The organism is Streptomyces sp. NPDC001816 (assembly GCF_042892235.1).
Lineage (GTDB): Bacteria > Actinomycetota > Actinomycetes > Streptomycetales > Streptomycetaceae > Streptomyces.
Map to the genome: position 1 here is coordinate 159348 of NZ_JBIATY010000005.1, position 22822 is coordinate 182169.

The following is a 22822-nucleotide window of genomic DNA, read 5'->3' on the forward strand; positions in this document are numbered from 1 at the left end:
TCATCCAAGTTCGGGCCGCCGGGCCGCAACGCCATTGCTCGCTCACAGGGCGATGGGCCGGTAGGCCGGCAGCTCCTCCACAATCCGCTCCGGCGGGGCGTCCGCCAGGTGGGCAGGCGGGTGGAAGAGCAGGTCGGCGGCCCGAGGATGAGTGATGTTGGTCCGCAGCACCGACAGGTAGTAGTCGGTGTCGGGGTCCCCCGATGCGCATCCGGCCAGGATCCGGCGGACGATCTCGACGAGTTCCTCGCGGGTGACGTCCGGGACGCGTGGCCGGGCCGGCCGGGCGGCCTGCAGAGCGAACTCCTCCAGATCACGCGATGCGGACCGGCAGAGGAAGGCCGACGGCTCGTATGCGCACCCGGTCGCCGCGTTGAAGGCGTCGACAGCCCGGCGCCCGGCCTCCGCGTCCTCGCACAGCAGCCTCTCGATCCGCTCGATCTCCTCGCCCAGCTCCGCCAGCCGCTCGGCCGGCACGGGCGGGGGCAGCAGTTCGCGTCGTAGCTCCACGCCCCCATTCTCCGCGCCGTCGCGTCGGGAAATTCCGAGCCGGCCTCTTGCCTGGAGGCGGATGGTCTGAATTTACTGATCCCGGAGGGTCGACCGAATGATCGGTCGCCCGGAATGTGCGGCTGACGAGGGAGAAGTCCCGATGGCGGATGCGACGGACCTGCTGGATGCGGGCGAGAAGCTCGGGCCCGATGAGTTGCGGGCGCTCCAGCTGGAGCGGCTGCGCACCTCGCTGCGGCACGCCTACGACAACGTGCCCTTCTACCGGGAGTCCTTCGACAAGGCCGGCATCCGTCCGGAGGACTGCCGTTCACTGGCCGACCTGGCGCACTTCCCCTTCACCACCAAGGCCGACCTGCGGGAGCACTACCCGTACGGCATGTTCGCCGTGCCCCGCGAACATATCCGCCGCCTCCATGCCTCCAGCGGCACCACCGGGCTGCCCACGGTGGTCGGCTACACGGAGAACGACCTTTCCATGTGGGCGGACATGGTGGCGCGTTCCATCCGGGCCGCTGGCGGGCGCCCCGGTGACACCGTGCATGTGGCCTACGGCTATGGGCTGTTCACCGGCGGGCTGGGCGCCCACTACGGTGCCGAGCGCCTGGGCTGTACGGTCATCCCCGCGTCCGGTGGCATGACGGCGCGCCAGGTCCAGCTGATCCGGGACCTCGAACCCGGCATCATCATGGTCACCCCCTCGTACATGCTCACACTGCTGGACGAGTTCGAGCGGCAGGGCGTGGATCCGCGGAGCACCTCGCTGCGGGTGGGCGTGTTCGGCGCCGAGCCCTGGACCGAGCAGATGCGGCGGGAGATCGAGGAGCGGTTCGCGATCGACGCCGTCGACATATACGGGTTGTCCGAGGTGATCGGTCCGGGGGTCGCCCAGGAGTGCGTGGAGACCAAGGACGGTCTCCATGTGTGGGAGGACCACTTCTATCCGGAGATCGTCGACCCGATCACGGGTGAGGTGCTGCCGGAGGGCGAGCAGGGCGAGCTGGTGTTCACCTCGCTCACCAAGGAGGCCATGCCGATCGTCCGGTACCGGACCCGGGACCTGACCCGGCTGCTGCCCGGCACGGCCCGGGTGTTCCGGCGGATGGAGAAGATCACCGGGCGCAGCGACGACATGGTGATCCTGCGCGGGGTCAACCTGTTCCCGACGCAGATCGAGGAGATCGTGCTGCGCACCCCCGGCGTGGCCCCGCACTTCCAGCTGCGCCTCACCCGCGAGGGCCGCCTCGACGCGCTCACCGTGCGCGCCGAGGCCCGCCCGGGTGCCACGCCCGAGGCGCGGGAGGCGGCGGCCCTGTCCATCGCCGCGGCCGTGAAGGACGGCGTCGGCGTCTCCGTGGCCGTGGAGATCGTGGAGCCGGAGTCGCTGGAGCGGTCCGTGGGCAAGATCCGCCGCATCGTGGATCTGCGGCCGCGCTAGCGGACACGGCACGGACCCGGCCGGTAGGGCGCCCCTGGCCACATCGACGTATCTCGAAACGTCGGCGGCGAACCTATACTCCGGATGCATGACCGACACCGTCCCCTCCCCGGATCCGGAGCTGGTCGGCGCGTTGCGGGCGCTGTCCAATCCGATGCGGCTGCAGATGCTGCAGTGGCTGCGCGAGCCCGAGCGGCACTTCCCCATGGAGGCGGCGATCGCCGATCCGGCCGAGGTGGGTGTGTGCGTGAGCCACATTCAGGCGAAGGCGGGACTGGCCCAGTCCACCGTGTCGGCCTACATGGCCGAACTCCAGCGCGCCGGGCTGGTGCGGGCGACCCGGGTCGGCAAGTGGACCCACTACAAGCGGGACGAGCAGCGCATCGCCCACCTCGTCGCGGAACTGGGCCAGACGCTCTAGCCACCACCCTCCACAGTCACCCCCGCTCCACAGTCACCCCTGGTCGACACGCAGGCCTCCACTTGCGCTTCATATCGAGATTCTGCGATATTTCGATCAACCGATGTGATCCAATCCACGAGGGAGCGCACGATGACCGGGGACAACCATCTGGGGCTCGGCACGTTCGGGATCTACACCTTCGACTTCGAGCACCAGCCGGCCGCGCTGATCCGGGACTCGGTCCAGGAACTGGAGGAACTGGGCTGGCGGGCGCTGTGGATCCCCGAACTCCTCGGGCGGGACGCGTTCAGCCACGCCGGCTATCTGCTCTCCTGCACCGAGCGGCTGAGTGTCGTCAACGGCATCGCCCGCATCTGGTCACGCGAGGCGCGGTGGACCTACGGCGCCGCTGCGCTGCTCGCGGACGCCTACCCGGACCGGCACGTCCTCGGCCTCGGCTTCGGCGGTCAACCGCGCCCGGGGGTCAAGCCGCTCGCCGCGATGTCCGCTTACCTGGACGAGCTGGACGCCCTGGAGACGGAGACGCCCAACCCCCGTCCCGAGGCCCCGATGCGGCGCCTGCTGGCCGCGTACGGCCCCCGGATGCTGGATCTGGCCCGCGAGCGCGCGGACGGGGCCCAGACCTACCACGTGAACACGGCCCACACCGACCAGGCAAGGGAGATCCTCGGCCCGGACGCCTTCCTGGCCGTCGAGCACGCGGTGCTCTTCGAGACCGACCCCGACCGGGCCCGGGCCCTCGGGCGCGAGCACCTGCACGGCTACCTCAACACCCCGTACAACCTGGCGAAGTTCCGCAGGCTCGGCTACACGGACGACGACTTCTCGGCCGGCGGCAGCGACCGCCTCGTGGACGACCTGGTGTTCTGGGGCGACCCGGACACCGTCGTACGCAAGCTGCGGGGCCACACCGAGGCGGGCGCCGACCATGTGACCGTGCAGGTGATCGGCGTAGAGCCGGGCACCTCGGCGCTGCCACAATGGCGCCTGCTCGCCGAGGCCCTGCTGCCCGGAGGGTTCGGTCGGACAGGTACGGCATCATGACGGAAACGCCCGGGGCCCAGCCCCACGCCAGTGAAGGGTTCGCCCCGTGAGCAACATCCCGCCCCCCGAAGGATCCGACGGGGGACCGGAGGACCACTCCTCCATATCCGACGAGCAGTTGGCAGCGTTCTTGCGAGACGCCGCCGAAGGCCACGGCACCTCCGCGCCGAAGGAGCCGTCGGCACGGGCCAGGATGGCGAACCGGCGGCTCCGGAAGATGCTCAAGGCAGAGCGGAAGGGCCGGAGCCCGAAGGGCCGTGCGTTCCGCGACGGGGCGGGTGCGGTGATCCCGTGGATGGCCGTGGCGGCCGTCGTGCTCGTGGGCGCCTGGCAGCAGGGCCTGTTGTCGTGGGACAGGGCACCCGCGTCGGGGCCGGCCAAGGCCGTCGCACTGCCGGGAGGCGGGACCTCCGACGGCGATCGGTGCGGAACCAGGGGCTTCCACCACTTCCCGCTCCCCGCAGCCGCCTCCTCACCCGCGCCCAAGGCCACCCCACGCCCCGGCCCGCAGCTCGAACTCGGCTCCTACGGCTATGCGCAGCCCGACCACGACGCCGCCAGTTTCCACATCGGGCTGCTGTTCGCTCAAGGCCCGAAGGGATCCCTCACGGTGTCGCGGACTTTGGGCGGGGAGGGAGTCGCGGTGGAGATCGAGGGCCCGAACGGACTGGTCGCCGGCGCGCACGGCCTCCCTGTCACCTGGAACTCCCCCGGGAAGACCGGCCGCGAGGACAAGACACGCATCGACCTGACCGGCGGCGGCAGCGGCGAGATCAGGCTGCCGGCACGGGCCCTGTGCCCCGGCTACGACGCCGACGCGGTGTGGAAGGGGCTCCAGCCGCCGGTCAACTCCTCGAACACCATCACCGGGCAGCCGATCTACACCCTGACCGTGTCCGTCCGCGATCCGGGCATCGGAGAACTGCGGAAGTCGATCGGCGTTCCGGTCGGCGGCAATCTGCTCAGCACGAACAACCTCGTGCCCGACGGCCCCTGAACCCGCGTCAGCGACCACCGGTCGAAGCGCCGTCGCCCTGGTCACTGAACCGGTCCCGCAGCTCCCTCTTGAGGATCTTCCCGCTGGCGTTGCGCGGCAGTTGGTCCACGAACAGGACCCGCTTGGGCGCCTTGAAGGAGGGCAGCTTCTCCCGTACGTGCGCGATGAGCTGATTCTCCGTCACCTCGCCGCGTGGGACGACGACCGCTGTGACGGCTTCGATCCACCGCTCGTCGGGCAGGCCGATCACGGCGGTCTCGGCGACGGAGCCGTGGGTGTAGAGGGCGTCCTCGACCTGGCGTGAAGCCACCAGCACGCCACCGGAGTTGATGATGTCCTTCACCCGGTCGACGATGGTGAAGTAGCCGTCCGGGTCGCGCACCGCGAGGTCGCCGGAGTGGAACCAGCCGTCCCGGAAGGCCTCGGCGGTCTCCTCGGGCTTGTCCCAGTAGCCCTCGCACAACTGCGGTGAGCGGTAGACGATTTCACCGGGGGTACCGTCGGGAACGTCCTCACCCTTGTCGTCCACGACACGTGCGTCCACGAACAGCACGGTCCGGCCGCAGGAGTCCAGCCGGCCCTCGTGCTCGTCGGGCCCGAGCACCGTGGCCAGGGGGCCGATCTCGCTCTGCCCGAAGCAGTTGAAGAAGGCCAGCCCGGGCAGGTGTTCGCGCAGTCGCTGGAGCACCGGCACGGGCATGATCGACGCGCCGTAGTAGGCCTTGCGCAGGCCGCTCAGGTCCCGGGTGGTGAAGTCGGTCCGGTTGGCCAGGCCGATCCAGACGGTGGGCGGCGCGAACACACTGTCCACGCGGCCCGCCTCGATCAGGTCGAAGAGGCGGTCACCGTCGGGCGCGTCCAGGACGATGTTGGTCGCGCCGACCGCGAGGTAGGGCAGCAGGAACACGTGCATCTGCGCCGAGTGGTAGAGCGGCAGCGCGTGCACGGGCCGGTCGCCGGCGCTCAGGTCGAGGGCGGTGATCGCGCTCAGGTACTCGTGGACCAGAGCCCGGTGGGTCATCATCGCCCCCTTGGGCAGGGCGGTGGTGCCGGAGGTGTACAGCAGCTGCACCAGGTCCTCGGTGCGTGGTTCGGGGCCGTCGTACGGAGGTGCCTCGGCCAGCCGGGCGAGGAAGGAGTCGTCCGAGTTCCGCAGGGGCAACACCCGTACACTGTCGGGCAGTCGACCGGCGATGTCCGGATCGGCGAGCACCAGCGTGCTGCCCGACTGGCCGACGATGTACGCCAGGTCGGTGCCGGTCAGGTTCTGGTTGACCGGCACGTGGACCAGGCCCGCGCGGGCGCAGGCCAGGAAGGCGATCAGATAGGCGTCGGAGTTGTGGCCGTAGGCGCCCACCCGGTCGCCGGGGGCGAGCCCCTCGGCGTGGAGGAGGCCCGCCGCACGGGAGACGGCGGCGTCGAGTTCCCCGTACGTCCAGGTGCGTTCGCCGTACTCCAGTGCCACCCGCGCCGGGGTGCGGCGGGCGCTGCGCCGCAGCACCCCGTCGACCGTGCTGCCGTGTCCCTGCGTCATGACAGCCGATCCTCGGCCCGCCGGACGCGCAGGTCAAGAACCTCACACCAGTCGTGTGCGGCCCTCCCAGTACGGATCCCGCAGGCGTCGCTTGTACAGCTTGCCGTTGGGGTCGCGGGGCATCTCGGTGATGAAGTCGACGCTCCTGGGCCGTTTGTAGCCGGCGAGCCGCTCCGCGCAGTGGTCGAGGAGGGCGGCGGCGAGGGCCGGGCCCGGCTCGTGCCCGGGGGCGGGTTCCACGACGGCCTTGACCTCCTCGCCCCAGTCGTCGTGCGGGATGCCGAAGGCGGCGGCGTCGGCGACCGCGGGGTGGGCGAGCAGCGCGGACTCGATCTCGGCCGGGTAGATGTTGACCCCGCCGGAGATGATCATGTCGATCTTGCGGTCGCGGAGGAAGAGGTAGCCGTCCTCGTCCAGGCAGCCGAGGTCGCCGACGGTGAAGAAGTCGCCGATGCGGTTCTTGCGGGTCTTGTCCTCGTCCTTGTGGTACGAGAACCCGCCGGTGCTCATCTTCATGTAGACGGTGCCCAGTTGGCCGGGCGGGAGCCGGTTGCCGTCGTCGTCGAAGACGGCGAGTTCGCTGATGGGCCAGGCCTTGCCGACCGTTCCGGGCTTCTTCAGCCAGTCCTCGGCGGTGGCGAAGGCTCCGCCGCCCTCGCTGGCCGCGTAGTACTCCTCCACGCAGTGCCCCCACCAGTCGATCATGGCCCGCTTCACATGGTCCGGGCAGGGGGCGGCGCCGTGGATGGCGTGCCGCATGGACGAGACGTCGTACCGGCCCTTCACCTCGTCCGGGAGGGCCAGGAGGCGGTGGAACTGGGTGGGGACCATGTGGGTGTGAGTGCACTTGTGGGCGTCGATGAGACGGAGCATCTCTTCCGGGGTCCACTTGTCCATGAGCACCAGGCGGTGGCCGATGTGCAGGGACGCGCCCGCGAACTGGAGGACGGCCGTGTGGTAGAGCGGCGAGCAGACGAGGTGGACGTTGTCGTCGAAGGGCCTGATGCCGAAGATGCCGAGGAAGCCGCCGAGGTAGGCCTCCTCGGGGGCTTTGCCGGGCAGCGGGCGCCGGATGCCGCGGGGGCGTCCGGTCGTACCGGACGTGTAGTTCATGACCCAGCCGAGCGTGCGGTCGAAGGGCGCCGACTCGGGCTGTCCGTCGAGGAGTTCGGCGTACGGCCTGAAGCCCGCGACCGCGCCGACCGCGTAGCGGTGGGTGGCCGGCAGGCCGGCCTCGTCGGCGGCGTGGCGGGCCGGTGCGGCGAAGCGCTCGTGGGCGATGAGCACCTTGGCGCCGGAGTCGGCGACGATCCAGGCGATCTCGGGGCCGACGAGGTGGTGGTTGACCGGGACGAGGTAGAACCCGGCCTGGCTGGCGGCCAGGTAGGCGGTGAAGAACTCGACGCCGTTGGGCAGGACGACGGCGAAGGCGTCGCCGCGTTCGAGGCCCGCCGCGCGCAGCCCGTGGACGAGCCGGTTGGCTGCGGTGTGCAGGCGTCCGGCGGTCCACTGCTCGCCGTCGGGGGCGATCAGGACCGTGCGGTCGGGATCCTGGGCGGCCTGGGCCCAGAAGCCGGTGGGGGGTGTGCTCACGACTGGCCACTCCTTCCGGCGATGCGGTTGATGCGGTCGACGGCCTGCTCGAAGCCACGGGTGAGGTCGTCGAAGACGGCCTGGACGCTGCGTTCGCTGGTCATCCGGCCGACGATCTGGCCGACGGGCGTGCCGAGCAGCGGCTCGACCTCGTACTTCTGGATCCGGGAGACCGCCTCGGCGACCAGCAGGCCCTGCAGCGGCATGGGCAGCGTGCCGGGCCCGGCGGGGTCGTCCCAGGCGTCGGTCCACTCGGTGCGCAGCTGACGGGCGGGCTTCCCGGTCAGGGCGCGGGAGCGGACGGTGTCGCCGGACCCGGCGGCGAGGAGCTTGCGGGTCAGGGCGGCCGAGTGGAGGTCCGCTTCTGTGGTGGTCAGCCATATGGAGCCCAGCCACACACCCTGGGCGCCGAGGCTCAGGGCGGCCGCCACCTGCTGTCCGCTGCCGATGCCTCCTGCGGCCAGCACGGGCAGCGGATCGACCGCCTCGACCACCTCGGGGGTGAGCACCATGGAGGCGATCTCGCCGGTGTGGCCGCCGGCCTCGTAGCCCTGGGCCACGACGATGTCGATGCCCGCCTCCTGGTGCTTGCGGGCGTGCCGGGCGCTGCCCGCGAGTGCGGCGACCAGGACGTCCTGGTCGTGGGCGCGGGCGATGACGTCGGCGGGCGGGGAGCCGAGGGCGTTGGCGAGCAGCCGGATCGGGTGGTCGAAGGCGACGTCGAGCTGGGTGCGGGCGACCTGTTCCATCCACCCGGTGATGCGCCACCCGGACGCCTCGCCCTCGGCCAGCTCCGGCACCCCGTGCTTGGCGAGCGTGTCCCGCACGAACTGCCGGTGCCCCTCGGGGATCATCGCCTCGACGTCCGCCTCGGTCAGTGTGTGGTGGTTCGGGGCCTCCACCTTCTTCGCGGGCATCACGACGTCCAGCCCGTACGGCCTGCCGTCGATGTGCGCCTCGATCCAGTCGAGGTCCCGTTTGAGGTCGTCGGGGGCGGTGTAGCGGACCGCGCCGAGCACGCCGAAGCCGCCGGCCCGGCTGATGGCCGCGGCGACGGCGGGGAACGGCGTGAAGCCGAAGACGGCGTGCTCGACTCCGAGTTTCCTGCTCAGCTCCGTCTGCATGGGCGCAGGATGCCGCAGTCACCCGGACGACGGAAGAGGTTTTCTGATGCTCCGTCAGATACTTGGCAGATTTTGCTCCGCCGGACTCATGTTCGCCCCGGTCGGCGCGCACGCCTCATTGACACGCCCCGCCCCCGACAGGACAGTTTCACGATGACCGATGAGGTGGCCACCAGACTCACCCGCCGTCACCTGGGCGCCCTGACCCTGGGCGGCGCCCTCGCTCTCGCCGGCTTCCCGGCCGGCCCGGCCGAGGCCGCGTCCGCCTCCGGCCACCGCACCCTGCGGCACGGCTCCCCGGAACAGGCCGGACTGCTGGCCGCCCACCTGCGCCTGCTCGTCACCGATGCGGAGGCGTACCTCGGGCCCTCCCCCAAGCACCCCTGGTACGCGGGCGCCGTCCTGCTCGCCGGACGCGGCGCGACCGTGGCGCTGCACCAGCCGATCGGCATGGCGGTGCGCTATACGGGATACGACGACAAGACCGACACCGGGATCGAGTTCCCGGCCGGCCGGCAGATCCCGATGTCCGAGGACACCGTCTTCGACCTCGCCTCGGTCTCCAAGCTCTTCACCTCGCTGCTCGCCGTGCAACAGCTGGAGCGCGGGACGCTGGAGCTGGAGGCGGCCGTCGCCTCGTACCTCCCGGACTTCGGCCAGGCCGGCAAGCAGGACATCACGATCCATCAACTCCTGACCCACACGTCCGGTTTCCGCGCCTGGCTCCCGCTCTACAACGCGCCGACGCACGAGGAGAAGCTCCGTCTCATCTGGAACGAGGCGCCGCTCAACCCGCCCGGCACGGTCTACCTCTACTCGGATCTCAACCTGATCTCCCTCCAGCTCGTCCTGGAGAAGATCACCGGCCGCGCCCTCGACGTCCTCCTGCGCGAGGAGATCACCGCTCCACTCGGCCTGGACCGCACCCGCTACAACCCGCCCGCGTCCTGGAAACCGACGATCGCCGCCACCGAGGTCGCCCGCCCGCCCTGGTCGGGGCTGGACCGCGGGCTGGTGTGGGGCGAGGTGCACGACGAGAACGCCTACAGCCTCGGCGGAGTGGCGGGCCACGCCGGGGTGTTCTCCTGCGCCTGGGACCTCGCGGTCCTCGGCCGCACGCTGCTCAACCGCGGCGCCTACGGCCGTACCCGCATCCTGGAGCCGGAGTCGGTGGACCTGATGTTCACGAACTTCAACACCGCCTTCCCCGGCCACGACCACGGTCTCGGCTTCGAGCTCTACCAGCACTGGTACATGGGCGCGATGGCCACCCCGCACACGGCGGGCCACACCGGCTTCACCGGCACCTCGCTCGTACTCGACCCGACGACCGACTCCTTCCTCGTGGTGCTGGGCAACTCCGTTCATCCGGTGCGCACGTGGCGGTCCGGGTCCGCGCCCCGGGTCGCCGCGGGCACCCATCTGGCCCGCGCCGTACCGGTCCCCCCGGCCCGTGGCCGTACCGCCTGGTTCTCCGGAACGGACAACGCGACGACGGCGACCCTGACCCTGCCCACGGTCGACACCTCGCCCGGTGACGCACGGCTGTGCTGCGCCCTGTGGTGGGACATCGAGTCCGTCTCGGACGTACTCGTCCTGGAGGCCAGCACGGACGGGGGCAGCACCTGGCTGCCGGTGCCGTTCACCACCACGAGCCACGGCGAGGAGCCGCAGGAGCACCCGGCGGGCTCGGTGACCGGATGGTCCGGGCGGGTCTGGCACCGGCTGACCGCCGATCTGCCGGCCGCCCGGCAACTGACCGTGCGCTGGCGGTACACCACGGACCGGCTCTACGTCGGCCGCGGCGCCTACGTGGACGCGTCGCGCGTCGAGGCCGACGGCGAGGCCGTCTTCGACGAGACGCGGCCGGCCGACGCGGCACGGATCCAGGCGGTGGGGTGGACGGCCTCGGCCGACTGACGCCCGTCGGCCGGGCCGGCAAGGCGCAGGAGGAGCCGCGTACTACCCCTCCAGCACCGCCATGGCCGCGTTGTGCCCCGGCACCCCGCTCACCCCTCCCCCGCGCACCGCGCCCGCGCCGCACAGCAGGATGTTGGCGTGCCGGGTCTCGACGCCCCAACGGCCGGTGTCCTCCTGGGCGTAGGGCCAGGACAGGGCGCGGTGGAAGATGTTGCCGCCGGGCAGGCGCAGGTCACGTTCGAGATCCAGCGGGGTCTTGGCCTCGATGCAGGGGCGGCCGTCGACGTCCGTGGCGAGGCAGTCGGTAAGAGGTTCGGCGAGGTGGGCGTCGAGCTGGGCGAGCGTGGACTTCAGCAGTTCCTCGCGTACGGCGTCGTTGTCCCGGGCGAACAGCCGGGCGGGGGTGTGCAGGCCGAACAGGGTGAGTGTCTGGTAGCCGCGCTCGGCGAGTTCGGGGCCGAGGATGGAGGGGTCGGTCAGGGAGTGGCAGTAGATCTCCGAGGGCGGCGCGGCGGGCAGTTCACCGGCGGCGGCCTGGGCGTGGGCGGTGGCCAGTTGGCCGTAGCCCTCGGCGATGTGGAAGGTGCCGGCGAAGGCCTCGCGGGGGTCGACGGAGGGGTCGCGGAGCTTGGGGAGCCGCGTGAGCAGCATGTTGACCTTGAGCTGGGCGCCCTCGGCGGGCTCGGGCGCGGAGTCCCCCGTCAGGGCGGCCAGTTCCTGCGGTGAAGCGTTGACCAGAACGTGTCGGGCGGCGGCGACGCCCTCGCCGTCGGCCGTGCGGTAGGTGACCTCGGCGGTGTGGCCGTCGGTCTCGATGCGGACCGCCTCGTGTCCGGTCACGAGTTCCGCGCCTGCCTCGCGCGCGGCGGTGGCCAGGGCGTCGGTGAGGGCGCCCATGCCGCCGACGGGCACGTCCCAGGCGCCGGTGCCGCCGCCGATGACGTGGTAGAGGAAGCAGCGGTTCTGGGCCAGGGAGGTGTCGTGGGCGTCGGCGAAGGTGCCGATCAGCGCGTCGGTGAGGACGACGCCCCGGACCAGGTCGTCGGTGAAGTTCTCCTCGACGGCGACGCCGATCGGCTCCTCGAACAGGGCCCGCCAGGCGGTGTCGTCGTCGATGCGGCGGCGCAGCTCGTCGCGGGTGGGCAGGGGCTCGGTGAGGGTCGGGAAGACGCGCTGGGCGACCTCGCCGGTCATGCCGTAGAAGCGCTGCCAGGCGTCGTACTCGCGCTCGCCGCCGGTCAGCCGGGCGAAGGCCTCCCGGGTGCGCCGCTCCCCGCCGCCGACGAGGAGACCGGTGGGCCGGCCGCCGCGCTCCACAGGGGTGTACGAGGAGATGGTGCGCCCGCGGACGCGGAAGTCGAGACCGAGATCGCGCACGATCTTCGAGGGCAGCAGGCTGACCAGGTAGGAGTAGCGCGACAGGCGGGCGTCCACCCCGGCGAACGGGCGGGTGGAGACGGCGGCGCCGCCGGTGTGGCCGAGCCGTTCCAGCAGCAGCACCGAGCGGCCGGCGCGGGCCAGGTAGGCGGCGGCGACAAGGCCGTTGTGGCCGCCGCCGACGATGACGGCGTCGTACGTCCGGGTTCCCTCGTTGGCAGGCATGGCCTCTTCGTAACACGTGATGATCTACGTCGGCCAGAGGCATGCCGGACGTGTCGGTGCGCGGGTCAGGGAACGGGCCGGTGTCCGCCGGACGCCCGCTGCCGGCTCAGTACGGCGACCCTGCGGTACAGCTCCACGGCCTCGGCGCCGCGGCCGAGCTGTTCCAGGCAGTGGGCTTCGTCGTTGCGGCTGGCGAGGGTGTCGGGGTGATCGGACCCGAGGACGCGTTCGCGGGCCGTGGCGACCCGCCGGTACTCGGTGAGCGCGTCCGCCCACCGCCCCAGCCAACCGAGGCTCACCGCGACCTCGCGCCGGCTGACCAGGGTGTCCGGGTGGTCGGCGCCGAGGGCGCGTTCGCGCAGCGCGCATACGTCGCGGGCCTCGGCGAGGGCCTCCTCCCAGCGGCCGAGGCGGCCGAGGTTGACGCCGAGGCCGTGGCGGGCGCGCAGGGTCTCGGGGTGGGTGGCGCCCTGGACGCGGGTGCGGTCCTCGATCAGGTCGCGGTAGAGGCGCAGGGCGTCCGCGCTGCGGCCGAGCCGGCCGAGGCTGATGCCGGCCTCGTAGCGGGCGGCGAGGGTGTCCGGGTGGTCGGCGCCGAGGGTGCGGGCGCGGGCGTCGGCGACCTCGCGGTAGGTGCGCAGAGCCTCGTCCCAGCGGGCCAACTGACCCAGGGCGTAGGCGACTTCGTAGCGGGTGACCAGGGTGTCGGGGTGGTCGGGGCCGAGCACGCGGGCGCGGGCGGCGGCCACGTCGAGGGCCATGCGGTACGAGTCCTCCAGGCGCCCGAGCCGGCTGAGGTTGAAGGCGAGGTTGTGGCGGCAGCGCAGGGTGTCGGGATGGTCGGGGCCCAGGACGCGCATCCGGGCGGCCAGGACCGAGGTGTAGCCCTGGTGGGCCTCGAAGTGGCGGCCCAACTGGCCGAGCACGTAGGCCGTTTCCTGGCGGGCGGCCAGCGTGTCGGGGTGCTCGGGGCCGAGGACGCGCGCCCGGGCCGCGGCGACGTCGGTGTAGGCGCGCAGCGCGTCGGCGGCCCGGCCGGTGCGGCTGAGGGTGAAGGCGGCCTCGTAGCGGCTGGCGAGGGTGTCGGGGTGGTCCGGGCCGAGGAGCGCCGCCCGTTCGGCGGCGACGGTCAGGTGCACGTCGCGCGCTTCGGCCCAGCGGCCGCGCCGGGCCAGGCCGAGGCCCTCGTGGTGCCGTGCGGTGAGGGCGGCGACGGCGTCCGGCGCCGGCCGGGAGAGGACGGCGACCCGGGCCCCGGCGGTCCAGGCGCCGCGCAGGGCCGCGCCGGGGTCCGGCGGGACGGCGCGCAGCCCGGCACCGACCGCCTTGTGGCCGGTGGTCATGCCCCGGCTCCACGCCGGCAGGCGTATCTCGTGCGCGGCCGGCTCGCCGGCGCGCGGCCGTCCTGCCACGACCGTCGGCACGTACGTGGCCGCCGTACGCCCCGCGGCCAGGCGACGGCCCAACTCACCGGCGTCGTAGGGCCGTTCCTCGGGCTCTTTGGCCAGCAGGTCCAGGACGATCCGCTCGAAGGGGGCGGGCAGTTCGGGGCGGTGGGCGCGGGGCGGGCGGGGCGGGGTGTCACGGTGGCCGATGAGGATCGCCCAGGCGTCGTCCAGGTCGAACGGCGGTGCCCCGGTGGCAATCTCGTACAGGACGCAGCCCAGCGAGTACAGGTCGCTGCGCTGGTCGACCTCGGTCCCGCCGATCTGTTCCGGGGACATGTAGTGCGGGGTGCCCATCGCGATGCCGGTGCCGGTGAGGCGGGCGGTGAAGCCGATGTCGTGGCCGAGGCGGGCTATGCCGAAGTCGCAGATCTTCACCGTGCCGTCGGCCAGGCGCACGATGTTGGCGGGCTTCAGGTCACGGTGCACGATGCCCTGTTGATGGGTGTAGGCGAGGGCGGCGGCGACCTGTTCCGCGATGTCGATCACGTCGTCCACGGGCAGCGGATGCCCCTTGTTGTCCTCCAGGAGCCGGCTCAGGTCACGTCCTTCGAGCAGCTCCATGACGAGGTAGAGGACGCCGTCGTACTCGCCGAAGTCGTGGATGACGGTCACTCCGCGGTGCGAGAGCGCGGCGGCCACTCTGGCCTCCCGGCGGAACCGCTCCCGCAGGACGCGGGTGAAGGACGGGTCGTGCTGCGGGGCGACCGGCTTGAGGCACTTCACCGCGACCTGCCGCCCCAGGGACTCGTCGCGGGCCCGCCACACCTCGCCCATCCCGCCCCGCCCGATCAGGTCGAGCAGCCGGTACCGGCCCTGAATCAGCCTGTTCTCCCCCATTGCGCGCCGTCGCCCCCGTCGCTGTCCGCCCCGCCCCCTGGAGGGGCATCGCCACGTGCCGCGACCGCGTACGACGCGGCCCGATCCGTGACACACCCCCCTGCTCGTCCAGTATGGCGGCCTATCGCCCCAGTTTGTACGGTGCCGGTCGGGCGTCCGGGCCGAGCCTCGCCATGGCCCGCAGGATGTGTTTGGGCGGCAGCTGCCAGCGCAGACGTGCGGGAACGCACCGCAGCAGGGCGCCCGTGGCCCGCAGCCGGCGGGCCACGACGTCGGGTCGGGGAGCCGGTCTGCCGTACAACTCGTGGGCGTACGGGGGCAGGGAGGCGTACGCCAGCTGCGCCACGCGCCGCCACAGCACCTCGCGCGCCAGGACCAGGAGGGGATGCGTCGGCGGGCGGAGAAGGAAGTCGTCCACCGCGCGTGCCTCGGGTCCCGCGACCAGCTCCGGCCGCACCTTCTCGAAGTACGCGGTCAGCTCGGCCCGGTCGGCCGGTACGGCGTCCGGGTCGAGGCCCACCAGACGGGCGCTGACGCGGTGTTCGGCGATGTACCGGTCGGCCTGGGCGTCGGTGAGCGGGTAACCGGAGCCGCGCAGGACGTGCACATAGGAGTCGATCTCGGCGCAGTGCACCCACAGCAGCAGCTCGGGCTCGTCCACGCCGTACCGCTCCCCCGTGTCCGGGTCGCTCACCTGGAGCATGCTGTGGATCTTCCGCACCCGGGCACCGGCCCGCTCGGCCGCCTCGCTGGTGCCGTAGGTCGTGGTGCCGACGAAGTTGGCGGTGCGCATCAGCCGGCCCCAGGCGTCACGCCGGAAGTCGGAGTTCTGCATGACGCCGCGCACGGCGCGCGGGTGCAGCGCCTGGAGATACAGCGCGCGGACGCCGGCGACCCACATCATCGGGTCGCCGTGCATCTGCCAGGTCACCGAGAAGGGGCCGAACAGCCCCGGGTCGGCATCGGTCATGGGGTCACCTCCGCCCTGCGACCACGATGCCACGGCCGCGGAGCGTAGCGATACCGCCGGTTACGGACTCTCGACGAACCGCCGGAACGTCTCGGCCCCCGCGCCGGTGAGCGGGGCGCCGTGGGCGAAGCCGACCGCGCGGACGTCCGCCGGCAGTTTCGCGAGGCTCTCCGCCCGCAGTCCGGGGTCGGCGGCGAGAGCCGCGTGACCGAGATCGAGGCTGCCGCGGTGGAAGACGGCGTCGCCCGTCAGCAGGGTGCGGCTCGGCTCGTGCCACAGCACGATGTGCCCGGGGCTGTGCCCCGGAGTGTGGATCACCCGCAGCCCGCCGGACCTGTCGACGAGATCGCCGTCGGCGAGGGTGCCGTCCGCGGCGACCGGCGTCCAGTGCAGCTTCGGCAGCCGGTCCAGGAGCCGCCCGGGCAGCCCCGAGCGCCCCTCGGGCGGCACCCGGCCGGCCTCCAGCCAGGGCCGGTCGGCGGCGTGCACCAGGATGTCCGCGCCGCTGCGGCGCCGCAGGTCGGCGGCGCCCTGGACGTGGTCGGGGTGGGCGTGGGTGATCACGATCCGGCGGATGTCGCCGGGCTTGCCGCCGAGGTCGGCGAGCGCGTCGAGCAGGACACCGGGGGCGCCGGCCCAGCCGACGTCGACGAGGGTGTAGCCGTCGTCTCCGGCGACGAGGAAGGCGTTGTCGCGCCGGGTGGTGGCGATCTGTGTGATGCCGGGGGCGAGTTGGTGGTGCATGGAGGTCCTCAGGGCTTGGGCACGGGCCTTACGACTCGGGTACGGGGCTCGCAGCTGGGCGCGCGGGCCTCATCGCTCAGGCGCGGGGCTCATGGCTCGGGCACGGGCTCGCGGCCGGGGGCGCGGGCCCCGTCGCTTGGGCACAGGCCTCATCGCTTGGGTACGGGCACGTAGCCCTCGCGGGCGAGTTTCGGCAGGATGCCGCCCGCCGCGAGGATGTCGAGGACGAGCGGGGGCAGGGCGCCGCCCCGGAGCCGGGTGCCGGTCGCGGTGTTCTCCACCCACCCCTCGGCGAAGTCCAGTCGTGCCGTGTCGCCGTCGGCGAAGGCCGCGGTGACACCGGGGACGGTCAGGACGGGCAGCCCGTGGTTCACACAGTTGCGCAGGAACAGGGAGTTGAACTCCTCCGCCACCAGCGCGGCCACGCCCAGCTCACGGAAGAGCGCGGCCACGGGGCGCGAGGAGCCCAGCCCGAAGTTGCGCCCCGCGACGACGAGGTCGCCGGCCCGCACCTGGTCGGTCCAGCCGGGTCGCAGCTCGTAGAAGACGTGCCGGGCGGCCTCGGGCACGGGCAGTTTCATGGCGAAGGCGGGGTACATGGCGTCGGTGGTGACGGAGTCGCCGACGACCCACACCCTGCCGGTGATCAGCGTGTTCATCGGGCGAGCACTCCTCGCGGGTCGGTGACGTGCCCGGCCAGGGCGGAGGCGGCGACGGTGGCCGGGGAGGCCATGTAGATCTCCGCCTCCGGACTGCCCATCCGGCCGGTGAAGTTACGGGTGGAGGAGGTCAGACAGACCTCCCCGGGCGCGAGCAGGCCCATGTGGTAGCCGAAGCAGGCACCGCAGGTCGAGTTGGTGACGACGGCTCCGGCGTCGGCGAGATCCTGGAGGTACCCGGCACGCAGGGCCTCCCGGTACACCTGTTGCGAGGCCGGAGTCACCAACAGCCGGACACCGGGCGCGACTTGGCGACCTCGGACGATCTTCGCGGCGATCCTCAGATCGTCCAACTGCCCGTTCGCACACGACCCGATGAAGCACTGGTCGACCTTGCGCCGCTCGATCGCGGAGACCGGGAGCGCGTTGTTGCTGACGGTGCCGGGGCGGGCGACGTACGGCTCCAGCGAGGAGAGGTCGACGGTGCGTACGGCGGCGTAGGCCGCGCCCGGATCGGGGTCGGCGGCGCTGTACGACTCCGGGGGCGCGCCTCGGCCGGCGAGGAACTCCCGGGCCAGGTCGTCGATCGGGAAGGTGGAGAAGTCGGCGGAGATCTCGGCGCCCTGGGTGGCGATGGTGCGCCGGTCGTTCATCGGGACCGAGGCGAGGCCGGGGCCGCCGTACTCCAGGTTGTGGTTGGTGGCGTCGCCGTAGGTGCCGGCGATGTGCAGGAAGACGTCCTTGCCGAAGACGGCGGCGGGCTTGGTGCCGGTGAGTTCGTAGCGGATCGTCGGGGCGGTCTGGTACCAGGTCTGGCCGGTGCACAGGATCGCGTACACCTCGGCGGGGCCGAGCCCGCGTGCCGCCGTGTTGTAGGCGCCGGCCGCGCAGGTGTGGGAGTCGGTGCAGGCGAGGATCTCGCCGGGCCGGGCGAGGCCGTTCTCGGCGATGACCTCGTGACAGATGCCGTGCCGCCCGACGTCGTAGAACTTCTCGATGCCGAAGTCCCGGGCGAAGGCTCGGGCGTGAGTGCCGCCGAGGGCGTCGTGGACGCTCGGGGCGGGGACGGCGTGGTCCATGACGACCGCCACCTTGTCCGGGTCGTTGATCCGCAGCGGCCGGACCCAACCGGTCGCGAACTGCAGGTCGATCATGACGGTCATGTCGACGTCGCAGACCACGGTGTCGCCCGGCCGGACGCGCTCCAGGCCCGCCTTCCGGGCGAGGATCTTCTCGATCATGGTCATGCCCATCGGGTGCGCTCCTCGTCGTTCGTGCCGGTGCTCGATGTTCGTGGTGCCGCTCGTCGGGCACCGCCCGCATGGCGGTGACGCTCGCCGAGCGCGAACCACTCGCGCAGGCCGACGAGTTCGAACAGCCCCTGCGGACCGGCTGCGACCTCGGGCAGCGTGCCGCCGAGGCGGGTCAGGGCCTCCAGTCCGTGCAGGACGTACGGGCCCAGCAGGGCGCCGGGGTGGATGGCGATGCGGTAGCCGAGGGCGGCGAGCCGCTCGGGGGCCGTGTCGGGGGTGAGGCCGCCCTGCACCATGTTGATGAGCAGCGGGGCGTCGACGGACGCGGCGATCCGCTCGATCTCGTCCATGCTCTGGGGCGCCTCGACGAACAGGACGTCCGCCCCGGCCTCCGCGTACCGGCTCGCCCGGTCGACGGCCGCCTCGACGCCGAGCGGTCCGCGGGCGTCGGTGCGGGCGACGATCACCGTGTCGGTGTCGGTGCGGGCCTCCAGCGCGGCCCGCAGCACGACGAGGAAGTCGTCCGCGTCGACGAGTTCCTTGTCGGGCAGATGCCCGCACCGCTTCGGGAACTTCTGGTCCTCCAGCTGGATCGCGGCGACACCGGCCTTCTCGTACTCGCGCACGGTGCGTACGACGTTGAGCGGGGCGCCGTAGCCCGTGTCGGCGTCGGCGATCAGCGGCACGTCGCCGAGCGCGGTGACGATCGTGCGGGCGCGGTCGGTCATCTCGGTCTGGGTGAGCAACCCGATGTCCGGCAGGCCGAATCCGGCGACGGCGACTCCGGCGCCGGTGAGGTACGCGGCGGTGAAGCCGGTGCGGGCGACGAGGGCGGCGCCGAGGCCGTCGTAGACGCCGGGGGCGGTGATCAGGCCGTCGGCGGCGAGGAGCCCGCGCAGCCGTGCGGCTGGGGTGAGCGACATGGTGGGCCCTCTCAGTCGAGCGCGCCGCGGACCGGGGCGGCGAGCAGGTCGGTGAGGGCGGCGATGTCGTCGAGGTCCTCCAGGCCCAGGACGGCGGCCTCGATGGCGTCCGCGCGGCCGGCGTCCATGACGCGTGCGGTCAGGGCGCGGTACTTGTCGGTGATCTCCTCGTTCGTGAGCGGGTCGTCGGGGCCGCCGTGCGGCTGCCGTACCAGCCGCTCGACCTCGCGGCCGTCGCGCAGGGTGATGCGGACGCGGGTGGAGAAGCGGGCCTCGGGGCCCTCCTTGTCGAAGCTGTCGTCCAGGGTGGCGTCGACGCGGTCGATCAGCTCCCACACGTCGTCGGAGTCGATGCGGGACGGGGTGAACTGCTCCGGGCGCACGTGCCCGTCCAGGAGCGCGACCGCGACGGCGTAGCCGAGGAACATCTGCGCGCCGATGGTGGTCAGGGGGCGCTCGGGCTGCCACCAGCCGTGGTGGTAGATGGCATGTGGGGCGGCCACATGGACGCGGATCACATCGGCCGCGCTGAATCCGTGTTCTCGGACCAGAGCGAGCACGGCGTCGATGGCCGGGTGCAGGGCTCCGTTGGCCGCGTGCGCCTTGATGCTGATGCCCTCGGTGTGCCAGACCTCGCCGAGGCCCGCGAAGATCCGGGAGGCGTCGGGATCGTGGCCCTCTCCGAAGGTCGAGAGGAAGCCGCCGTACTCGCGCTCGAAGACCCGGTCGATGCCGGTGTACCCGGCGGCCGCGAGCCCGGCGGCGTAGAAGCCGTTGCGGGCGGCGAAACCGTGCTGCATGCGCTTGGACATGGCCTCGAACTGCGCCGCCATCAGCCCGCCGGACTGGGTCGCGGCCAGGCCCAGCGCGTCCTCGAAGCCGGCGGCGTCCAGGCCGCGCAGCACGCCGGACGCGGCCGCCGCCGTGTGGGTGCCGAACACCGGGCCGGAATGCCAGCCCCGGGACAGCATCTCGGGTCCGTTCAGGGCGAGGCCCACGCGCGTTCCGGTCTCGAAGCCGGCGATCGCGCCGAGCAGGAAGCGGCCACCGGTGACCGGGCCGGTCTGCCGGGCGGTCGACAGGAGGGACGGCAGAACGAGGGAGGCGCTGTGGAGCGGGGCCGGCGCGAAATAGTCGTCCAGCTCGAAGCCCTGGACGAAGGTGCCGTTGAGGAGGGCGGCGGCGGGTCCGCCGGCCGTACGGTCCCAGCCGATGAGGGGGACGTCGCCGGTGCCCTCCATGGCCAGGACGGCCTCCACGGCCCTGCGCGACCAGGGCAGCTGGGCGCCGATGAGCGCGCAGGCGATGCCGTCGAGCAGGAGGTGGCGGGCGCGGGTGCGGACGCGGTCGGGGATGTCGTCGAGGGTGACGTGGGCGAGCCACGTGGCCAGCCGTCCGGTGGGGCCGGCCGGGTCGCTGGCGGGCCGCTGGTCGGGTGCGGTCATCGGTGTCTCTTCCTTCGGGTGCGGAGGGTGGGAGGCGTGGCGTGTGGTCACACCGCCTCCAGGCGTACGGAGTTGGTGCGCGGGCCGAGGACGGCCACGGCGACGCTCATCAGCGCGATGAGGACGGCACAGCCCAGATAGAGCGGGCCGGCGCCGAGCGCGTCGAGGACGGTCACCGTGCAGAACGGGAGCAGGGCGGCGACGAGGCGGGAGAGGGCGTATGTGCGGCCGAGCGCGGTGTTGCGCACCTCGGTGGGGAACAGCTCCGCCCCGTACGCGCGGGAGACGGTCGCGTTGACGACGCCGACGAGTGTGGTCGCCAGTCCGGCGGGCACGATGACCAGGACGTCGGTGCCCGTGCCGAACACCGTGCCGGCCAAGGCGACGAGCAGGGACGAGACGATCACGAGCGTTCTGCGCTGGAACCGGTCGGCGAGGCGCGTCAGCAGCAGGCAGCCGAGTGGATATCCGAGCGCGGTCAGGGCGGAGTACGTCAGCGACTCGACGACCGAGTAGCCCTTGTCGACGAGGACGAGCGGGGCGATGGTGGCGAAGCCGTAGAAGCCGATCGGGCCGAGGGTCTCCATGACGCAGAGCAGGAGCGTGCGGCGGCGCAGCGCGGGGTCCCACAGCCGGGAGCGCGGGGCTTCGCCGGGGGGTGTCCGGCTCCGGGGGTGGCCGGCGGGGTGGGCACGGCTCCGCGTCACGGAGGCGGGTACGGCGGTGCTCGGGCGCCCCGCCAGAGCCTCGATCCCGGCCATCGCCTCGGCGACCCGCTCGGGGTGGTGCGCGGCCAGCCAGCGCGGCGACTCGGGCAGGGACCTGCGCAGCAGCAGGACCGGGAGGGCGCCGAGTCCGGCCAGGACCATGAGCCGGCGCCAGCTCGCGAAGCCCGCGAGGGTGTGCGGCAGCGCGGCGGCGAGAAGCCCGGCGACCGGGACGGCGGTCATGCCGAGGCCGTACGCGGCCGCGAGCATCCGGCCCCGGTGTGCGGACGGCATCAGTTCCGTCAGATAGGTGTCGACCAGGATGAGTTCCGCGCCGAGCCCGACGCCCAGCAGGAACCGGAGCGCGATCAGCGTGGCGGCGTCCGGGGCAAAGGCGGCGCCGACGGAGACCACGGCATAGGCGAGCAGATTGAGCTGGAACATACGGCGCCGACCGTGGCGGTCGGCGAGCCCCGACAGCAGCAGCGCGCCGAGGAACTCGCCCGCGAAGGTGGCCCCGATCAGCAGCGACCGCTCTGCGGTGGTCGCCGTCCAGCCGGCCGGAAGCAGGGGCACGAGCAGACTGCCGAGGGCGACCTCGAAGAAGTTGAAGAAGGTGCCGAGGCCTACGGCAGCAAGCACCCCGCGGTGCCAGCGGCCGACGGGAAGGCCGTCGAGTCGGGCCGCGACCGATGCCGGGTCGGTCGCCAGGTCCGGAATCACTCCGTCTGGTTTCATTATCTGCAACCTTGGTCTCACAAGGGGTGGCAGAGGATGGCAGGCGCTCCTTGACGTGTCAAGGCGGTGGCATCGCTTCGATGCGTTCTGGATACTGATTTCAGTACTTCAGATACTGGGACCCTTCAAAGGAGTGTGCGCATGACCGCGAGCCGTACCGAAGGCGGCGACACCGCACGCCGCGCACTGCGGCTCGTGGAGGCCGTGGTCGCGTCGGGATCCCCCGCGGGCCTGCAGGAGCTGGCGGACACGGTGGGGCTGAGCAAGTCCACCGCGTACCGGCTGCTGCGGGTGCTCCAGGAGGAGGCGTACGTCAGCCGGGCCGACTCCGGCGGCTACCGCGTCGGCACGCGGCTGATGGGGCTCGCCGCCGAGGTCATGCCACGCGCGGACGTGTTCGCGGGTGCCCGTCCCGTGCTGCGGGCGCTCGCCGACATGTCCGGGGAGACGGCGACGCTCCATCTGCGGGCCGGGGACGAGGCGGTGCTGGTGCTGGGCGCGGAGAGCGACTACGAGCTGCGGCGGGCGGCCCGGCTCGGCTCGGCCACTCCCCTGCACCGGGGGTGCAGCGGGCACGCGATCCTGGCGCACCTGCCCGCGCAGGAGGTGGCGGCGATCCTGGCACGCGCGGGCGACGCGATCCGCCCCGCGGAGGTGGAGGCCTCGCTCGCGTCCGTTCGCGCCGACGGTTTCGCGCTGTCCACGGGGGCCAACCACCCCGGCCTCAGAGGCGTCGCCGTACCCGTGCGGACGACGGACGGACGGGTCGCGGCCTCGGTGGCGGTGTCCGGCCCGGCCGACCGCTGGACGGCGAAGCGGGCCACGGCCTTCGCCGAGGTGATGGTGGACCGGTGCGCCCGGCTGTCGCTGCTGTTCGACGCGGCGGAGGCGCCGGGCACAGCGTGACGGGGG

General features: G+C 72.4%; 19 protein-coding genes. 6 read left to right on the forward strand and 13 right to left on the reverse strand.

The features are described 5' to 3' along the window. Window positions 1-42: 42 nt before the first annotated feature. Window positions 43-510, reverse strand: coding sequence for a bacteriocin immunity protein (locus ACFYZZ_RS19490; RefSeq protein WP_389177151.1), 468 nt, complete (start codon window positions 508-510; stop codon window positions 43-45). A 142-nt stretch (window positions 511-652) separates the two neighbouring features. Here ACFYZZ_RS19490 and paaK point away from each other — a divergent pair, with 142 nt between their 5' ends. The 4 genes from paaK (at window position 653) to ACFYZZ_RS19510 (ending at window position 4413) form a co-directional block, all read left to right on the forward strand. Beyond that, window positions 653-1948 (forward strand): phenylacetate--CoA ligase PaaK, encoded by a 1296-nt coding sequence (paaK, locus tag ACFYZZ_RS19495; protein WP_389177154.1) that lies wholly within the window; start codon window positions 653-655, stop codon window positions 1946-1948. Between the two features lie 88 nt (window positions 1949-2036). Beyond that, complete coding sequence (locus tag ACFYZZ_RS19500) at window positions 2037-2369, forward strand: ArsR/SmtB family transcription factor (RefSeq protein ID WP_389177157.1); 333 nt, start codon at window positions 2037-2039, stop codon at window positions 2367-2369. 132 nt (window positions 2370-2501) lie between these two features. Then, window positions 2502-3416 (forward strand): TIGR03620 family F420-dependent LLM class oxidoreductase, encoded by a 915-nt coding sequence (locus tag ACFYZZ_RS19505; protein WP_389177160.1) that lies wholly within the window; start codon window positions 2502-2504, stop codon window positions 3414-3416. A 46-nt stretch (window positions 3417-3462) separates the two neighbouring features. Continuing rightward, entirely contained in the window at window positions 3463-4413 is a 951-nt protein-coding gene (locus tag ACFYZZ_RS19510) for a hypothetical protein (RefSeq protein ID WP_389177163.1), read from the forward strand. A 7-nt stretch (window positions 4414-4420) separates the two neighbouring features. Here ACFYZZ_RS19510 and ACFYZZ_RS19515 read toward each other — a convergent pair whose 3' ends face one another. Genes ACFYZZ_RS19515 through ACFYZZ_RS19525 form a run of 3 tightly spaced genes read right to left on the reverse strand, consistent with a single transcriptional unit; the run spans window position 4421 to window position 8664 of the window. Beyond that, on the reverse strand, window positions 4421-5947 hold the full coding sequence (locus tag ACFYZZ_RS19515) for an acyl-CoA synthetase (protein WP_389177166.1): 1527 nt from the start codon (window positions 5945-5947) through the stop codon (window positions 4421-4423). A 42-nt stretch (window positions 5948-5989) separates the two neighbouring features. Continuing rightward, window positions 5990-7540, reverse strand: coding sequence for an acyl-CoA synthetase (locus tag ACFYZZ_RS19520; RefSeq protein ID WP_389177169.1), 1551 nt, complete (start codon window positions 7538-7540; stop codon window positions 5990-5992). Beyond that, a complete protein-coding gene (locus ACFYZZ_RS19525; protein ID WP_389177171.1) occupies window positions 7537-8664 on the reverse strand; it encodes an NAD(P)H-dependent flavin oxidoreductase in 1128 nt (375 codons plus the stop codon). The genes ACFYZZ_RS19520 and ACFYZZ_RS19525 overlap by 4 nt, the downstream gene beginning before the upstream one ends. Before the next feature lie 153 nt (window positions 8665-8817). Here ACFYZZ_RS19525 and ACFYZZ_RS19530 point away from each other — a divergent pair, with 153 nt between their 5' ends. After that, the gene (locus tag ACFYZZ_RS19530) at window positions 8818-10584 is read left to right on the forward strand and encodes a serine hydrolase (protein ID WP_389177174.1); all 1767 of its coding nucleotides are present in this window, start codon (window positions 8818-8820) and stop codon (window positions 10582-10584) included. A 42-nt stretch (window positions 10585-10626) separates the two neighbouring features. Here the strand turns inward: ACFYZZ_RS19530 and ACFYZZ_RS19535 are convergent, their stop codons facing one another. The 9 genes from ACFYZZ_RS19535 to ACFYZZ_RS19575 form a co-directional block, all read right to left on the reverse strand. Continuing rightward, window positions 10627-12186 (reverse strand): phytoene desaturase family protein, encoded by a 1560-nt coding sequence (locus ACFYZZ_RS19535; protein ID WP_389177177.1) that lies wholly within the window; start codon window positions 12184-12186, stop codon window positions 10627-10629. A gap of 65 nt (window positions 12187-12251) precedes the next feature. Continuing rightward, on the reverse strand, window positions 12252-14471 hold the full coding sequence (locus ACFYZZ_RS19540; protein ID WP_389177180.1) for a tetratricopeptide repeat protein: 2220 nt from the start codon (window positions 14469-14471) through the stop codon (window positions 12252-12254). 121 nt (window positions 14472-14592) lie between these two features. Then, window positions 14593-15441 carry an oxygenase MpaB family protein gene (locus ACFYZZ_RS19545; RefSeq protein ID WP_389177183.1) on the reverse strand — a complete coding sequence of 283 codons (849 nt, stop codon included), beginning with the start codon at window positions 15439-15441 and terminating at the stop codon, window positions 14593-14595. 60 nt (window positions 15442-15501) lie between these two features. Next, a complete protein-coding gene (locus ACFYZZ_RS19550) occupies window positions 15502-16185 on the reverse strand; it encodes an MBL fold metallo-hydrolase (RefSeq protein WP_389177186.1) in 684 nt (227 codons plus the stop codon). A 149-nt stretch (window positions 16186-16334) separates the two neighbouring features. Continuing rightward, a complete protein-coding gene (locus ACFYZZ_RS19555; RefSeq protein WP_389177189.1) occupies window positions 16335-16844 on the reverse strand; it encodes a 3-isopropylmalate dehydratase in 510 nt (169 codons plus the stop codon). Further along, window positions 16841-18097 carry an aconitase/3-isopropylmalate dehydratase large subunit family protein gene (locus tag ACFYZZ_RS19560; protein ID WP_389177192.1) on the reverse strand — a complete coding sequence of 419 codons (1257 nt, stop codon included), beginning with the start codon at window positions 18095-18097 and terminating at the stop codon, window positions 16841-16843. Before ACFYZZ_RS19560 ends, ACFYZZ_RS19555 begins: the two co-directional genes overlap by 4 nt. After that, on the reverse strand, window positions 18088-19020 hold the full coding sequence (locus ACFYZZ_RS19565) for an oxaloacetate decarboxylase (RefSeq protein ID WP_389177195.1): 933 nt from the start codon (window positions 19018-19020) through the stop codon (window positions 18088-18090). Before ACFYZZ_RS19565 ends, ACFYZZ_RS19560 begins: the two co-directional genes overlap by 10 nt. 11 nt (window positions 19021-19031) lie before the next feature. After that, a complete protein-coding gene (locus tag ACFYZZ_RS19570; RefSeq protein WP_389177198.1) occupies window positions 19032-20465 on the reverse strand; it encodes an MmgE/PrpD family protein in 1434 nt (477 codons plus the stop codon). 47 nt (window positions 20466-20512) lie between these two features. Then, the gene (locus ACFYZZ_RS19575; protein ID WP_389177201.1) at window positions 20513-21910 is read right to left on the reverse strand and encodes an MFS transporter; all 1398 of its coding nucleotides are present in this window, start codon (window positions 21908-21910) and stop codon (window positions 20513-20515) included. Window positions 21911-22051: 141 nt separating this feature from the next. Between ACFYZZ_RS19575 and ACFYZZ_RS19580 the strand changes: the two genes are divergently transcribed. Then, window positions 22052-22816 carry an IclR family transcriptional regulator gene (locus ACFYZZ_RS19580; protein WP_389177204.1) on the forward strand — a complete coding sequence of 255 codons (765 nt, stop codon included), beginning with the start codon at window positions 22052-22054 and terminating at the stop codon, window positions 22814-22816. The last annotated feature ends 6 nt before the right edge of the window (window positions 22817-22822 follow it).

What these genes read in the sequence shown, in the direction of transcription:
- ACFYZZ_RS19545 (WP_389177183.1), bottom strand. Translation starts at nt 15,441, where the DNA reads ATGACCGATGCCGACCCGGGGCTGTTCGGCCCCTTCTCGGTGACCTGG.
- ACFYZZ_RS19535 (WP_389177177.1), bottom strand. Translation starts at nt 12,186, where the DNA reads ATGCCTGCCAACGAGGGAACCCGGACGTACGACGCCGTCATCGTCGGC.
- ACFYZZ_RS19505 (WP_389177160.1), top strand. Translation starts at nt 2,502, where the DNA reads ATGACCGGGGACAACCATCTGGGGCTCGGCACGTTCGGGATCTACACC.
- ACFYZZ_RS19515 (WP_389177166.1), bottom strand. Translation starts at nt 5,947, where the DNA reads ATGACGCAGGGACACGGCAGCACGGTCGACGGGGTGCTGCGGCGCAGC.
- ACFYZZ_RS19550 (WP_389177186.1), bottom strand. Translation starts at nt 16,185, where the DNA reads ATGCACCACCAACTCGCCCCCGGCATCACACAGATCGCCACCACCCGG.
- ACFYZZ_RS19580 (WP_389177204.1), top strand. Translation starts at nt 22,052, where the DNA reads ATGACCGCGAGCCGTACCGAAGGCGGCGACACCGCACGCCGCGCACTG.
- ACFYZZ_RS19570 (WP_389177198.1), bottom strand. Translation starts at nt 20,465, where the DNA reads ATGACCGCACCCGACCAGCGGCCCGCCAGCGACCCGGCCGGCCCCACC.
- ACFYZZ_RS19540 (WP_389177180.1), bottom strand. Translation starts at nt 14,471, where the DNA reads ATGGGGGAGAACAGGCTGATTCAGGGCCGGTACCGGCTGCTCGACCTG.
- ACFYZZ_RS19560 (WP_389177192.1), bottom strand. Translation starts at nt 18,097, where the DNA reads ATGGGCATGACCATGATCGAGAAGATCCTCGCCCGGAAGGCGGGCCTG.
- ACFYZZ_RS19530 (WP_389177174.1), top strand. Translation starts at nt 8,818, where the DNA reads ATGACCGATGAGGTGGCCACCAGACTCACCCGCCGTCACCTGGGCGCC.
- ACFYZZ_RS19500 (WP_389177157.1), top strand. Translation starts at nt 2,037, where the DNA reads ATGACCGACACCGTCCCCTCCCCGGATCCGGAGCTGGTCGGCGCGTTG.
- ACFYZZ_RS19565 (WP_389177195.1), bottom strand. Translation starts at nt 19,020, where the DNA reads ATGTCGCTCACCCCAGCCGCACGGCTGCGCGGGCTCCTCGCCGCCGAC.
- ACFYZZ_RS19525 (WP_389177171.1), bottom strand. Translation starts at nt 8,664, where the DNA reads ATGCAGACGGAGCTGAGCAGGAAACTCGGAGTCGAGCACGCCGTCTTC.
- ACFYZZ_RS19555 (WP_389177189.1), bottom strand. Translation starts at nt 16,844, where the DNA reads ATGAACACGCTGATCACCGGCAGGGTGTGGGTCGTCGGCGACTCCGTC.
- paaK (WP_389177154.1), top strand. Translation starts at nt 653, where the DNA reads ATGGCGGATGCGACGGACCTGCTGGATGCGGGCGAGAAGCTCGGGCCC.
- ACFYZZ_RS19575 (WP_389177201.1), bottom strand. Translation starts at nt 21,910, where the DNA reads ATGAAACCAGACGGAGTGATTCCGGACCTGGCGACCGACCCGGCATCG.